Here is a 12,530-nt window from a genome sequence, read left to right as displayed (position 1 = left end):
CGCTACTTCGCGCGCAGCACGTCACCGAGCCGCACCCGCGCCCCGGTGCGCAGGACGGCCCGCTCGTAGACCTTCGCCCCGAGCGAGAGCACGGCCACCACGGCCGCCGCCATGAGCGCGAACGCCAGCCCGACCTGCCACAGCGGCACCTCCGCGGCGGCCATGCGCACCGGCATGACCATCGAGGAGAACGGCGGGATCATCGACATCACGGTGGCCAGCGTGCCGGTCGGCTCGGAGGTCGCGTAGAAGGCGACGAAATAGGTGATCATGATGAGCATGGTCAGCGGCGACATCACGTTGCCGACCTCCTCCTGGCGGGAGACCAGCGAGGCGAGCGCCGCCGCGAGCGTCGCGAAGAACGCGTAGCCGAGGACGAACCAGACGACCACCCCGGCCACGATGCCCGGCATCCCCGGCGGGAAGTCGGTCGCCACCCCCGAACCGGCGGACGCCGCGACGCCCACCGCCAGGATCGCCACCAGGTTGACCAGCCCGAGCGCGCCCAGGCCGAGGATCTTGCCGCCGAGGAGCTGCCAGGGGCGGATCGAGGTGAGCAGGATCTCCACGATCCGGCTCCCCTTCTCCTCCACCACGCCCATCCCGACCATCGTCGCCTGGCTGATGAGCAGCATGAACAGCACGAGCACCAGCACCACGGCGATGCCCGTGCGGGCCGCCTGGTAGCGGGTGTCGGCGCCGACCGACTCCACGCGCAGCGGCTCGATCCGCACGCCGGAGGCGCCCAGCTTGATCTCACGGTTCGTGCTCTGCAGGAGCACGCCGAGCTCCTGGTCGATCTCGCCGTCGGTGAGCACCTTGGCGCCGCCGACGAGCACCGCGTCCACGTCGCCGTCCAGCAGCGCCTTCCTGGCCGTCCCCTCGTCCGGGAACGCCTTCCAGGTGAACTCCGTCTCGGGCGCCGCCGCCTCCAGCGGCAGCCGCTGGGAGTTCACGGTGCCCAGCGTGTACGAGTCGGGGCCGCCCATCAGTTTCGGCGCGAACGCCGCGGCGCCCACCAGCAGGGCAGTCACCAGCAGGCTGACGATGAACGCCTTGGTCCTGATCCGGGTGCTGATCTCCCGGCGGGCCACCAGTGCCAGCGCGTTCATGCCACGGCCTCCTTGAAGATCTCGGTGAGGGTCGGCTGCTCGACCCCGAAGTGCTCGACGTGCCCGGCCTTCATGGCCCGGCGCAGGATCTCCTGGTCGTCGCCGGCCGCGTCCACGAGCAGGACCTGCCGGCCGTCCTCGGCGGTCAGCTCGCCGGGCAGGCCGTCCGCCCAGCCGGGAGACGGGTCCCGCACCACGACGCGCAGCGTGCCGCCCTCCGCGGCCCGCAGGCCGGCCACCGTGCCGCTGGCCACCATCCGCCCGGAGGAGACGATGCCGACCGAGTCGCACAGCCGCTCGACGAGGTCGAGCTGGTGGCTGGAGAAGATCACCGGGACGCCGCCCCGGCAGCGCTCCTGCAGCGCCGTGGCCAGCGTGTCCACGGCCAGCGGGTCGAGCCCGGAGAACGGCTCGTCCAGGATGAGCACCTCGGGATCGTGCACGAGCGCCACCGCGAGCTGCACGCGCTGCTGGTTGCCCAGCGACAGGCCCTCCACGGCGTCACCGCGCCGCTCGCCCAGGCCCAGCCGCTCGATCAGCTCCGAGGTGGCCTGCGCGGCCCGCGCCCCGCTCAGGCCGTGCAGGCGGCCGAAGTACTCGATCTGCTCGGCCACGCGCATCTTCTGGTACAGGCCGCGCTCCTCCGGCATGTAGCCGAACCGGCGCCGCCCCTCGTACGTCAGCGGCCGGCCCTGCCAGCTCACCGAGCCGGAGTCGGCCTGGAGCACGCCCATGACGATCCGCATCGTCGTCGTCTTGCCGGCGCCGTTCGCGCCGACGAACCCGAACATCTCGCCCGGCCGCACGGCGAAGCCGATCCCATCCAGGGCGAGCTTGCCCTCCGGCGCGCCGGGGCCGCCCGCGAAGCGCTTGCGCAGCTCGCTGATCTCGAGCATCAGGTCCTCTCCTTCGTCATGAGGCAATGGTGGCCTCTGCGGCATTCGCCCTGGTAGTCGGAGAAATCATGGCTCCGGTATGCGCCCCGCGTCCCTTCCCGATGACATTTGTCATTACGCTGAGCCCATGACGCGCTCGGACAAGGACAAGCCGGTCGTCCTCTCCCGCATCTACACCCGCACCGGCGACGACGGCACCACGGCGCTCAACGACATGAGCCGCGTACCCAAGACCGACGCGCGGCTGGCCGCCTACGCCGACGTCGAGGAGGCCAACGCCCATCTCGGGGTGGCGCTCTCGCACGGCACGCTCCCCGCCGAGCTGGCGGAGGTCCTGGCGCGGGTGCAGAACGAGCTGTTCGACGTGGGGGCCGACCTGGCGACGCCGGTCGTGGCCGAGCCCGCGTTCCCGCCGCTGCGGGTCGAGCAGGCGTACGTCGACCGGCTGGAGGCGCTCTGCGACCGCTTCAACGCCGACCTCAAGCCGCTGCGCAGCTTCATCCTGCCCGGCGGCGACCCGGCGACGGCGGCGCTGCACGTGGCCCGGGTCACGGTGCGCCGCGCCGAGCGCACCACGTGGGCGGCGCTGGAGGCCCACGACGACATGAACCCGCTGACGGCCGCCTACCTGAACCGCCTGTCGGACCTGCTGTTCATCCTGTGCCGGGTCGCGCACGCGGGCGAGGAGATCCTCTGGAAGCCCGGCGCGACTCGCTAGGCGCCGTGGAGGCGGCTCACGCCACGTCGAGATACGCGCTCGGCGGAGCGGACTCCAGCCACGCGAGGAACCCGGTCAGGGCGTCGGCGCTCATCGCCAGCGAGATGTCCCCCGCCGAGCCGCCGCAGTCGATCGCGTACAGGCCGTTGTCCAGCTCGCGACGGGAGGAAACGACGAGGCCGCGCCTCGCGATCGCGTGGCGCGGCCTCAGTCGCAGACCTATGAGCGGGATCCAGTGGAGCTCCCCGTCGGCGTAGCGGGCTACACCGCTGCGCCAGCCGTGGTCGGCCACCCGGATCCGACAGGGGACGCTGCCCCGCGAGCGGGCCAGCATGAAGCCCCGCAGGGCCACCAGGGCGGCGAGCAGCAGCACGCAGATGAATACCGTCGCCACCACTGCCGCCCCCTAAGCCTTGGTTGTTCAGACCTCTTCGCCCGCGGCGCGCAGCCGGGCCCGGGCACGCTGGGCCTCGACCGCCGCGTCGGCGTCCTCCTGGTTGGCCTCGATCGAGGCCTGCGCCCGATCCAGCGCGTCCCGGGCGGCCGCGATGTCGACCTCGGAACCGAGCTCGGCCACCTCGGCGAGCACGGACACCTCGTCGTCGGCCACGGAGATGAACCCGCCGTGGACGGCCGCGACGAGTTCGCCCTCGCCCTCCCGCTTGACGCGCAGCACGCCGCCCTCGACGAGGACGCCGAGCACGGGTGCGTGTTGCGGCATAATACCGATCTCGCCGTCCACGGTCTTGGCAATCACCATGTCGGCCTCGCCCGACCAGATCTCACGCTCGGGTGAGACAACCCCTACGCGTAGCTTGGCCACTTGTGCAGGTTCCTTTCCGATCAGGTGGTGGCACGGCCTCGGCCGCACCACCACCGTATCTCCGGGCGGGCTGGGCCCGCCCCATGGCCGGGGCGACTAGCGCTCGAGTTCCTTCGCCTTGGCGATGGCCTGGTCGATGCCGCCGACCATGTAGAACGCCTGCTCGGGCAGGTGGTCGTACTCACCCGCGCACAGACCCTTGAACGAGGCGATGGTCTCGTCCAGCGGAACGGTCTCGCCCGGCTGGCCGGTGAAGGCCTCGGCCGCGTACATCGGGTGCGACAGGAAGCGCTCGATGCGCCGCGCCCGCTGGACGGTGACCTTGTCCTCCTCGGAGAGCTCGTCGATGCCGAGGATGGCGATAATGTCCTGCAGCTCGCGGAACTTCTGCAGGATCCGCTTGGTCTCCTGGGCCACCCGGTAGTGCTCCTCGCCCACGATCTGCGGGTCGAGGATCCGGGAGGTGGAGTCGAGCGGGTCCACCGCCGGGTAGATGCCCTTCTCCGAGATCGGCCGGGACAGCACGGTCTGCGCGTCGAGGTGCGCGAACGCGTTGTGCGGGGCCGGGTCGGTGATGTCGTCGGCGGGCACGTAGATCGCCTGCATGGAGGTGATCGAGTGACCGCGCGTCGAGGTGATGCGCTCCTGGAGGACACCCATCTCGTCGGCCAGCGTCGGCTGGTAACCCACGGCGGACGGCATACGGCCGAGCAGCGTGGAGACCTCGGAACCGGCCTGCGTGAAGCGGAAGATGTTGTCGATGAAGAGCAGCACGTCCTGCTTCTGGACGTCGCGGAAGTACTCGGCCATCGTCAGGGCCGACAGGGCGACCCGCAGACGGGTGCCCGGCGGCTCGTCCATCTGACCGAACACCAGCGCGGTGTCCTTGAGGACGTCGGCCTCCTCCATCTCCAGCCAGAGGTCGTTGCCCTCACGGGTGCGCTCACCCACGCCGGCGAAGCACGAGGTGCCACCGAAGTTGCGGGCGACGCGGCGGATCATCTCCTGGATCAGAACGGTCTTGCCGACGCCGGCGCCGCCGAACAGACCGATCTTCCCACCCTGCACGTACGGGGTGAGCAGGTCGATGACCTTGATGCCGGTGACGAGCAGCTCGGTGCGGGACTCGAGCTGGTCGAAGGCCGGCGACGGACGGTGGATGCCCCAGCGCTCGGTGATCTTGAGCGAGGAGGTGGGCACGTCGAGCGTCTCGCCCAGCGCGTTCCACACGTGGCCCTTGACGACGTCGCCGACCGGCACCGAGATCGGCGCGCCCGAGTCGGTGACCGCCTGGCCGCGGACCAGGCCGTCGGTGGGCTGCATGGAGATGGCCCGGACGAGGTTGTCGCCCAGGTGCTGGGCCACCTCGAGGGTCAGGGTCTTGGTCTCACCGCCGAGGGTCACCTCGACGTTGAGCGCGTTATAGATGTCGGGCATCGCGTCGACGGGGAACTCCACGTCGACCACGGCGCCGGTGACGCGGGCCACTCGGCCGGTGCCACCCGCGGCGCTCTCTACAGTCTCAACAGCCTCTGCAGTCATTTCACTCTTTCCCGGCTGCGGCGTCAGCCAGCGCGTTGGCGCCACCGACGATCTCGCTGATTTCCTGGGTGATCTCGGCCTGGCGAGCCTGGTTCATCTGCTGGGTCAGCACCCGCATCAGCTCGTTGGCGTTGTCGGTCGCCGACTTCATGGCGCGCCGCCGCGCGGCCTCCTCCGAGGCCGCGGACTGCAGCAGCGCCGTGAAGATACGGGACTCCACGTAGCGCGGCAGCAGCGACTCCAGCACGTCGCCCGCGGTCGGCTCGAACTCGAAGTACGGCGGGATCGTGGTGGACTCGGTCGCCTCGGTCTCCTCGACCTCCAGCGGCAGGATCCGCTTGACCACCACGTTCTGCGACAGCATCGAGACGAACTCGGTCGAGACGATGTGGATCTCGTCGATGCCGTTCTCGTCCTTGAAGGACTCGATCAGCATCGCGGCGATCTCCTTTGCGTCGGCGTAGGACGGCTTACGGGAGAAGCCGACCCAGCTGCCGCCCATGTCGCGGTTGCGGAAGCTGTGCCAGGTGACACCCTTGCGCCCGGTGACGAACGGCGTCACGGCCAGGCCGCGGCCCTCCAGCAGGCCGCGCAGGGCCTCGGCCTCGCGCAGCACGTTGGCGTTGAAGCCGCCGCAGAACCCACTGTCGCTGGTGACGATGAGGACGCCCGCCCTGGCGGGGTTGTCCTTCGCCACGGTCAGCGGATGGTCGACGCTCGCGGCGTTGCTGACGACGCCCGTGACGGCGCGCGTGATCTCGCGCTCGTACGGCAGCGCCGCCTGCATCCGCTGCTGCGCCCTCACGATCCGTGAAGAGGCGATGAGCTCCTGGGCGCGCGTGATCTTCGCGGTCGACCTGACCGAGTTGATCCGCCGCCGCAGCAGCCTTAGCTGGGCACCCATGTCCTACTTCTTCTCCGCCGGGCGGACGACCTTCTGGATCTTCTCCTGGCCGACCTCGTCGGCGCCGAGCGGCGCCACCGGCTCGTCCTTGACCAGCAGCTCGCCGGAGGAGGTGGTGAAGCCCTTCTTGAACTCCGTGATGGCGTCCTTGAGGGCGGTCACCGTGTCGTCCGACAGCTCCTTGGTCTCGCGGATGGCGTCGAGGATGCCCTTGTTCCCGCTCTGGAGGTAGTCGAGGAACTCGCCCTCGAAGCGGCGGATGTCCTCGACCGGGACGTCGTCCAGCTCACCGGTGGTGCCGCACCACACGGACACGACCTGCTTCTCGACGGGGAACGGCGAGTACTGCGGCTGCTTGAGCAGCTCGACGAGCCGCTGACCACGCTCCAGCTGGGCGCGGGAGGCGGCGTCGAGGTCGGAGGCGAACGCGGCGAACGCCTCCAGGTCGCGGAACTGCGACAGCGACAGCTTCAGCGTGCCCGCGACCTTGCGCATCGCCTTGATCTGCGCCGAGCCACCGACTCGGGAGACCGAGATACCGACGTTGATCGCCGGGCGGACGCCGGCGTTGAACAGGTCGGTCTCCAGGAAGCACTGGCCGTCGGTGATGGAGATGACGTTGGTCGGGATGAACGCCGAGACGTCGTTGCCCTTCGTCTCGATGATCGGCAGACCGGTCATCGAGCCGCCGCCCATGTCGGCGGAGAGCTTGGCGCAGCGCTCCAGCAGACGGGAGTGGAGGTAGAACACGTCGCCCGGGAAGGCCTCGCGGCCCGGCGGGCGGCGCAGCAGCAGGGAGACGGCGCGGTAGGCGTCGGCCTGCTTGGTCAGGTCGTCGAAGACGATCAGGACGTGCTTGCCCTGGTACATCCAGTGCTGGCCGATGGCCGAGCCGGTGTAGGGGGCCAAGTACTTGAAGCCGGCCGGGTCGGAGGCCGGGGAGGCGACGATGGTGGTGTACTCCATCGCGCCCGCCTCCTCCAGGCGGGCCTTGACCTGCGCGATCGTCGAGCCCTTCTGGCCGACGGCGACGTAGACGCAGCGGACCTGCTTCTCCGGGTCGCCGGTCGCCCAGTTCTCGCGCTGGTTGAGGATGGTGTCCACGGCCACGGCGGTCTTGCCGGTGCCGCGGTCGCCGATGATCAGCTGACGCTGACCGCGGCCGATCGGCGTCATGGAGTCGATCGCCTTGATGCCGGTCTGCAGCGGCTGCTTGACCGGCTGCCGCTGGACGACGGACGGGGCCTGGAGCTCGAGGGCGCGCACGCTCTCGCTCTCGATGGCGCCCTTGCCGTCGAGCGGGTTGCCCAGGGGGTCGACCACGCGGCCGAGGAAGCCGTCGCCGACCGGCACGGACAGGACCTCGCCCGTCCGGCGGACCGTCTGGCCCTCCTCGATCCTGCTGAAGTCGCCCAGGATGACGACACCGATCTCACGGGTGTCGAGGTTGAGGGCCAGACCGCGCGTGCCGTCCTCGAACTCCAGCAGCTCGTTCGCCATCGCCGAGGGAAGGCCGGAGACATGGGCGATGCCGTCGCCACAGTCGACGACGGTCCCGATCTCCTCGCGCGCGGCGCCTTCCGGTTCGTACGCCTGGACGAAGCGCTCAAGCGCGTCCCGGATCTCGTCCGGCCGGATCGTAAGCTCCGCCATCTCTACTCTGTCTCCCTCTTCGCCTAGCCGGCCAACCGGCGGCGGACTTCTTCGATTCGTCCCACAATGGTGGTGTCGATGATCTCGTCGCCGATGCGGACCGAGAAGCCACCGAGCACTCGCGGATCCACCTCGACGTTCAGGTGCACGTCACGGCCGTAGGAGGTGCGCAGCCACGTCGCCAGGCGGGCCTTCTGCTGGTCGGTCAGCTCGACGGCGCTGCGCACCACCGCGACGAAGCGCTGGCGCTGCTGCGCCACGAGCTGGCCGAACTCCTCCAGGCCTGCTTCCAGGCTACGTCCTCGCGGGTGTGTTGCCACCTGCGTGATGAGACGCACGCTGGCCGTCGCGGCCTTGCCGCTGAGCAGGTCGCTCAGCAGCCGGCGCTTGCCCTCCTCGGGGGCGTCGCCGGCGGCGAGCGCGCGGCGCAGGCCGGGGTTGGCGGCGACGACGCGGCCGAAGCGGAAGAGCTCGTCCTCCACCTCGTCGATCGTGCCCTGGCTCTCGGCCTCCGCGGCGGCGGCGACGACGCCGAGCCGCTCGAGGACGTCGGCGAGGTCACCCGCGCGCGACCACCGGGCCGACGCGGCGGCCTCGGTGGTGGCGAGCGCGGCCTCGCCGACCTTGCCCGCGAGCAGGGCCCGCACGGTGCCCGCCTTGGCCTCGGCCCGCCGTGACGGGTCGGACAGGGCGCGGCGCAGGCCGTGCTCGCGGTCGAGCAGATCGGCGATCGCGAACAGCTCGTCGGAGAGCGTGCCGAGGTCGGCGCTGCCGGCGACCGCGTTGAAGCGCTCCTCGACCTCTGCCAGCGAGCTTCTGCTCAGGCCTCGCATTAGCGCACCGCCTGCGCGCTTGAGCTCTCGAGCTCGTCAAGGAAACGGTCGACGGTGCGGCGCTGCCGGGCCTCGTCCTCGAGGGACTCGCCGACGATGCGGCCGGCCAGGTCGATGGACAGGCGGCCGATCTCGGCGCGCAGCTGGGCGAACGCCTGCTGACGGTCGGCCTCGATCTGGGCGTGCGCGGCCTCGATGAGGCGGCGGGCCTCGGCCTGCGCCTCCTCGCGGAGCTCGGCCTTGATCTGGGCGGCCTGCTCGCGAGCCTCCTCGCGGAGCCGGGCCGCCTCCTGCCGGGCCTCGGCCAGCTGGTCGCGGTACTGCTGCTGCAGCGCCTGCGCCTCGGCCTGGGCCGCTTCCGCCCGCTTGATGCCGCCCTCGATGAGGTCGGTCCGCTCGGCCAGCGTCTTCTGGATCCGGGGGACGAGAATTCTGCCGACGACGAACAGGACGACCAGGAAGGCGAAGCCGCCGATGACCATCTCAGCCACGGTGGGCAGGATGATGCTGGCGCCCGCTTCCTCTGCCGCTAGCAGTTTCATGAATAGTGCCTTCCGGTCAGAGGGCTATCGACGATCAGCCCTGGAACGCGAAGGCCAGCGCGACACCGATCAGCGCCAGCGCTTCGGCGAAGACGAAGCCCAGGATCATGTTCTGGCGGATGAGACCGTAGGCCTCGGGCTGGCGGGCGATGGCCTGCACACCCTGGCCGAAGATGATGCCGATGCCGACACCGGGGCCGATCGCCGCGAGACCGTAGCCGATCGAACCGAGGTCGCCGGTCACCTGAGCGAGAACGCCACTCATGCTCGTGTTTCCTTTTCTTATCGACCGGTGGGTCTTCCACCGGCGGTTCCGTCTTGGGAGGGTGAAGGACAGGTCTAGTGCTCGGGGTGCAGCGCGCCGCCGATGAACATGGCGGTCAGCAGTGCGAAGACGTAGGCCTGCAGGGCCTGGATGAACAGCTCGAACGCCGTCAGCAGGATCGTCATGATGACGCCGATCAGGCCCAGCGGTGCTCCGAGCGGCGTGAGCGTCGCGAACAGGAAGTGCCAGCCGACGTCGGAGAACAGCGCCACGATCAGGTGTCCGGCCATCATCGTGGCGAAGAGTCGCACGGCGTGGGTGATGTGGCGCAGGAAGAAGTGGGACAGGAACTCGATCGGCGCGACCAGCACGTAGACCCACTTGGGCAGGCCGGGCGGGAACATGACGTTCTTGAACAGGCCGACCGGCCCCTGGCGCTTGACGCCGAGGTACTGGGTGAGCACCCACACCATGATCGCCAGGATCGCCGGATATCCGATGATGGACATCACGGGGAACTGGATGAAGATGATGGACCCGAACAGGTTCATGATCCATACGAAGAAGAACAGGGTGAACAGCAACGGCATCCACCGGTCGCTGTCCTTGGTGCCGAGGAACGGCCTGGCGACCTGTTCCCTGACGAATGTGTAGGCGAGTTCGCCGACGTTCTGCATGCCGCGCGGCACGACTTGGGGCCGGCTGAACGCCGCGAAGGCGAACACGATGACCAGGAGCGAGCCCAGCATCATCAACGCGGCGGGCTTGTTGAACCAGGCGGGGCCGGAGGCCAGGATGGGCGGCCAATCGAACAGACCGAGGCCCGGGGCCTTGAACTCCTCTGATGCGAGAAGCGGCAGCGCGGCGCTCACTCGGCGGTCCCTTCGTCACGGTGGATCGGGGTCTCTTCCGCACGCGCGCCCCCGGGCGGAGGCAGGCGGGAAAGAGAGACTTGACAGGTGGGGTGGAGGCGACGAGCGCGCGGTCCTCGACCTGCGCAGCCCTGCCCTCCGACGTTCGTATAGTGCACGCGACAATAGCAGTCGCGGCTGTGACTAGTCATATCAGGTGACCAGCGGGCCATCTCGACGCCTTCGAGGCCCGGCCGGCGAGCGACGCGGTCCGGGAGCGGTTTCATACCCGCTCGTCCTCTGCCCGTTTCCCGGCCGCACCCGACGGTTCCGGGTCCACGTAGAGGATACGCAGCTTCATGAACGCCCTGGCCTCGCCGATCGTCCAGGCGATCGTCCCGAGGATGACGGTGAGGCTGAAGGCTCGGGGGCTCCAGGCGGTGACGCCCTCGGCGCTCTTCAGCACGATGATCAGGATGGCGATCTTGGCGAGGAACGTGCCCATCGCGGTGGCCATCATCACGGTCGGCGAGATCCGTGAGGCGTAGGCGACACCGACCAGTCCCACGGCGAAGAAGACCATGACGAGCGCGAGGCCGATGAGGGAGCCGAGCATCCCGGGCACGCCGGAGACGATGAGGGAAACCACGATGGCGACCAGTCCGAGCGCCGCCGTGGGGAGTGCGGCGGCCTTGAACAGCCGAAGGTCGGTGGCCTGCATCGGAGCTCCATAACCGAGTTGTCAAGAGGACGTAGTGATTCCGGGAGGGTCCGGCCTGGCGTTCCTCCCACTCGTGAAAGATATCACAAGCTCTCACTGCATCGCTTTTACCTCCCGTTTCGAGTTGACGATCATGGTCGCGGCGCCCGCGCGGCGGGCGGCGGGCACATCCGGCGCGGATCATGTTCCCCGCGGGAAACCTATTTCCTTTCGCGAGCCAGCTCCAAAAAAGAATTATTTGCCCTTCTTGCCGGGGCTAAATGCCGATGCAATAGTTCAGAGCGTTACAACACGGCATTTCGCAGAGAAAGGAAGGGATCGTCATGCAGAATCAGCACCTCGCGGACTTCGGTGCCGACTTCGAGCTGTTCGCCCGCGAGCTCTCCGGCGACGAACTCGACGCCGGCCGTTCGTACGGCAGCACGCTGAGCACCGGGTTCACTTTCTCCACCGGCACGTGCAGCAGCGCGAGCTCCGTCTCCACGGCCGGCTCGAGCGCCAGCGGCTGATTTCCGTACGGCTGACCACGTCTGATTCATGAGCAAGGGAGGTCCCAGGATCCATGGCGCGCCACGACGGCTCGCTCCGACGGGCCGACGACGCCTCCTTGGCCTGGGACCTCCCGGTCTCCCTGGCGTCGGGAATAGAAGTCTGCGCGGAAGACGAAAACGGCGTCCTGCTGTTCGACAGTGATTCGGGGAAATATTTCCAACTCGGCCGGAGTTCGCGGCTGCTGATTCCGCGGCTGCGCGAGAGCGTGTCGCCGCACGAGCTCTCGCAGGACATCTCCGACCGCTTCCAGGTGCCATTGACGAGGGCCGAGGAAACGGTGTCGCGGTTCTTGTCGGAGCTTCGCGGCCTCGGGGTGCTCAACGTCGAGCCGGTGCGGGCCGAGCGCCGCGGCCGCCTCGCCCGCGCGCTGGCGGACATCCCCATGCCGCGGCTGGTCCTGCTGCGCGACACCTCCGCGCCGCGGGCGCCCCGGCCACGCGCGCCGCTGCGTCCGCTGACGAGGAACGCGCTCCTCACCGTCCTCGCGCTGGTGGTCACCCTGTCGATCACCATGGCCGCGCTGGCGGTCACGCACCGGACCGGCACGGCGCCGCTCGGCCTGGCCGCGGCGCTGCTCCCGCTCATCCTCGTCGCGCACCTGGCGATCCACGAACTCGGCCACTACCTCGCCTGCCGCCACTACGGCGTCGTCGTGCGCGAGGTCGGCGTCGCCTTCTTCTTCGGGATCCTGCCCCGGCCCTACGTCGACCGCTCCCACGCCTACCGGCTGCCCGGACGGGCGTCGCTGCTGGCGATCACCATGGCCGGCCCCGTCGTGGACGTGGTCAACAGCGGCATCGCGGGGGCGATCGCCCTCACGGCGGACGATCCCGGGGTCCGCGCCCTCGCCGCCGCGGTGGCCAACGCGCTGCTGCTGGCCCTGCTGCACAATCTCAATCCCTTCATGCCCAGCGACGGGCTCCACGCGCTCGAGGCGGCCACCGGCCACCACGCGTTCCGCCGCAGGGCGATCACCTATCTGCTCACCCGGGACCGCAGGAACGTGGCCGGGCCCTGGCTGCGCCGGCTCTACGTGTGCTACGGCGTCCTGGCCCTCGGCTATCTGGGGGTGCTCGTCCTGCTGGTGGGCCGTCTCTTCACCGCTGTCGGAGGCTAGG

General features: G+C 69.4%; 15 protein-coding genes. 3 read left to right on the top strand and 12 right to left on the bottom strand.

The features are described from left to right. Positions 1-2: 2 nt before the first annotated feature. The gene (locus HT134_RS15450; RefSeq protein WP_175601013.1) at positions 3-1,112 is read right to left on the bottom strand and encodes an ABC transporter permease; all 1,110 of its coding nucleotides are present in this window, start codon (positions 1,110-1,112) and stop codon (positions 3-5) included. Continuing rightward, positions 1,109-2,008: an ABC transporter ATP-binding protein gene (locus HT134_RS15445; RefSeq protein WP_175601012.1), complete on the bottom strand. Its 900-nt coding sequence runs from the start codon at positions 2,006-2,008 to the stop codon at positions 1,109-1,111. Before HT134_RS15445 ends, HT134_RS15450 begins: the two co-directional genes overlap by 4 nt. Before the next feature lie 127 nt (positions 2,009-2,135). On the opposite strand from HT134_RS15445, the gene HT134_RS15440 reads away from it, so the two are divergent. Then, a complete protein-coding gene (locus HT134_RS15440; protein WP_175601011.1) occupies positions 2,136-2,726 on the top strand; it encodes a cob(I)yrinic acid a,c-diamide adenosyltransferase in 591 nt (196 codons plus the stop codon). Between the two features lie 16 nt (positions 2,727-2,742). Here HT134_RS15440 and HT134_RS15435 read toward each other — a convergent pair whose 3' ends face one another. The 10 genes from HT134_RS15435 to HT134_RS15390 form a co-directional block, all read right to left on the bottom strand. Continuing rightward, entirely contained in the window at positions 2,743-3,120 is a 378-nt protein-coding gene (locus HT134_RS15435) for a DUF2550 domain-containing protein (RefSeq protein WP_312888135.1), read from the bottom strand. Between the two features lie 27 nt (positions 3,121-3,147). Next, positions 3,148-3,549, bottom strand: coding sequence for a F0F1 ATP synthase subunit epsilon (locus HT134_RS15430; RefSeq protein WP_175601009.1), 402 nt, complete (start codon positions 3,547-3,549; stop codon positions 3,148-3,150). A gap of 96 nt (positions 3,550-3,645) precedes the next feature. After that, positions 3,646-5,091: a F0F1 ATP synthase subunit beta gene (atpD, locus tag HT134_RS15425; protein WP_175601008.1), complete on the bottom strand. Its 1,446-nt coding sequence runs from the start codon at positions 5,089-5,091 to the stop codon at positions 3,646-3,648. A gap of 1 nt (position 5,092) precedes the next feature. Continuing rightward, positions 5,093-5,995, bottom strand: coding sequence for a F0F1 ATP synthase subunit gamma (locus tag HT134_RS15420; RefSeq protein WP_175601007.1), 903 nt, complete (start codon positions 5,993-5,995; stop codon positions 5,093-5,095). A gap of 3 nt (positions 5,996-5,998) precedes the next feature. After that, positions 5,999-7,648, bottom strand: coding sequence for a F0F1 ATP synthase subunit alpha (gene atpA, locus HT134_RS15415; protein ID WP_175601006.1), 1,650 nt, complete (start codon positions 7,646-7,648; stop codon positions 5,999-6,001). A 23-nt stretch (positions 7,649-7,671) separates the two neighbouring features. Continuing rightward, positions 7,672-8,481 (bottom strand): F0F1 ATP synthase subunit delta, encoded by an 810-nt coding sequence (locus HT134_RS15410; RefSeq protein ID WP_175601005.1) that lies wholly within the window; start codon positions 8,479-8,481, stop codon positions 7,672-7,674. Further along, positions 8,481-9,023: a F0F1 ATP synthase subunit B gene (locus HT134_RS15405; protein ID WP_175601004.1), complete on the bottom strand. Its 543-nt coding sequence runs from the start codon at positions 9,021-9,023 to the stop codon at positions 8,481-8,483. The genes HT134_RS15410 and HT134_RS15405 overlap by 1 nt, the downstream gene beginning before the upstream one ends. 34 nt (positions 9,024-9,057) lie before the next feature. After that, on the bottom strand, positions 9,058-9,288 hold the full coding sequence (gene atpE, locus HT134_RS15400) for an ATP synthase F0 subunit C (RefSeq protein ID WP_175601003.1): 231 nt from the start codon (positions 9,286-9,288) through the stop codon (positions 9,058-9,060). A gap of 74 nt (positions 9,289-9,362) precedes the next feature. Next, positions 9,363-10,160 (bottom strand): F0F1 ATP synthase subunit A, encoded by a 798-nt coding sequence (gene atpB / locus HT134_RS15395; protein WP_175601002.1) that lies wholly within the window; start codon positions 10,158-10,160, stop codon positions 9,363-9,365. Between the two features lie 262 nt (positions 10,161-10,422). Next, positions 10,423-10,860 (bottom strand): Cg1360 family ATP-synthase-associated protein, encoded by a 438-nt coding sequence (locus HT134_RS15390; protein WP_175601001.1) that lies wholly within the window; start codon positions 10,858-10,860, stop codon positions 10,423-10,425. Positions 10,861-11,183: 323 nt separating this feature from the next. Here HT134_RS15390 and HT134_RS15385 point away from each other — a divergent pair, with 323 nt between their 5' ends. Together HT134_RS15385 and HT134_RS15380 are read left to right on the top strand one after the other, a co-directional pair. After that, positions 11,184-11,369, top strand: a complete 186-nt coding sequence (locus tag HT134_RS15385; protein ID WP_175601000.1) for a hypothetical protein — start codon at positions 11,184-11,186, stop codon at positions 11,367-11,369. A gap of 53 nt (positions 11,370-11,422) precedes the next feature. After that, on the top strand, positions 11,423-12,529 hold the full coding sequence (locus HT134_RS15380) for a PqqD family peptide modification chaperone (protein ID WP_175600999.1): 1,107 nt from the start codon (positions 11,423-11,425) through the stop codon (positions 12,527-12,529). Position 12,530: the final 1 nt, after the last annotated feature.

Source organism: Nonomuraea rhodomycinica, from assembly GCF_013363995.1.
Taxonomy (GTDB): Bacteria; Actinomycetota; Actinomycetes; order Streptosporangiales; family Streptosporangiaceae; genus Nonomuraea; species Nonomuraea rhodomycinica.
Note: the sequence above shows the minus strand (reverse complement) of the source record. Positions and strands in the feature narration are given on the sequence as shown.

Coding starts and splice junctions, on each gene's coding strand:
- HT134_RS15450 (WP_175601013.1), bottom strand. CDS start 1,112: ATGAACGCGCTGGCACTGGTGGCCCGCCGGGAGATCAGCACCCGGATC.
- HT134_RS15445 (WP_175601012.1), bottom strand. CDS start 2,008: ATGCTCGAGATCAGCGAGCTGCGCAAGCGCTTCGCGGGCGGCCCCGGC.
- HT134_RS15440 (WP_175601011.1), top strand. CDS start 2,136: ATGACGCGCTCGGACAAGGACAAGCCGGTCGTCCTCTCCCGCATCTAC.
- atpD (WP_175601008.1), bottom strand. CDS start 5,091: ATGACTGCAGAGGCTGTTGAGACTGTAGAGAGCGCCGCGGGTGGCACC.
- HT134_RS15420 (WP_175601007.1), bottom strand. CDS start 5,995: ATGGGTGCCCAGCTAAGGCTGCTGCGGCGGCGGATCAACTCGGTCAGG.
- atpA (WP_175601006.1), bottom strand. CDS start 7,648: ATGGCGGAGCTTACGATCCGGCCGGACGAGATCCGGGACGCGCTTGAG.
- HT134_RS15410 (WP_175601005.1), bottom strand. CDS start 8,481: ATGCGAGGCCTGAGCAGAAGCTCGCTGGCAGAGGTCGAGGAGCGCTTC.
- HT134_RS15405 (WP_175601004.1), bottom strand. CDS start 9,023: ATGAAACTGCTAGCGGCAGAGGAAGCGGGCGCCAGCATCATCCTGCCC.
- atpE (WP_175601003.1), bottom strand. CDS start 9,288: ATGAGTGGCGTTCTCGCTCAGGTGACCGGCGACCTCGGTTCGATCGGC.
- HT134_RS15390 (WP_175601001.1), bottom strand. CDS start 10,860: ATGCAGGCCACCGACCTTCGGCTGTTCAAGGCCGCCGCACTCCCCACG.
- HT134_RS15385 (WP_175601000.1), top strand. CDS start 11,184: ATGCAGAATCAGCACCTCGCGGACTTCGGTGCCGACTTCGAGCTGTTC.
- HT134_RS15380 (WP_175600999.1), top strand. CDS start 11,423: ATGGCGCGCCACGACGGCTCGCTCCGACGGGCCGACGACGCCTCCTTG.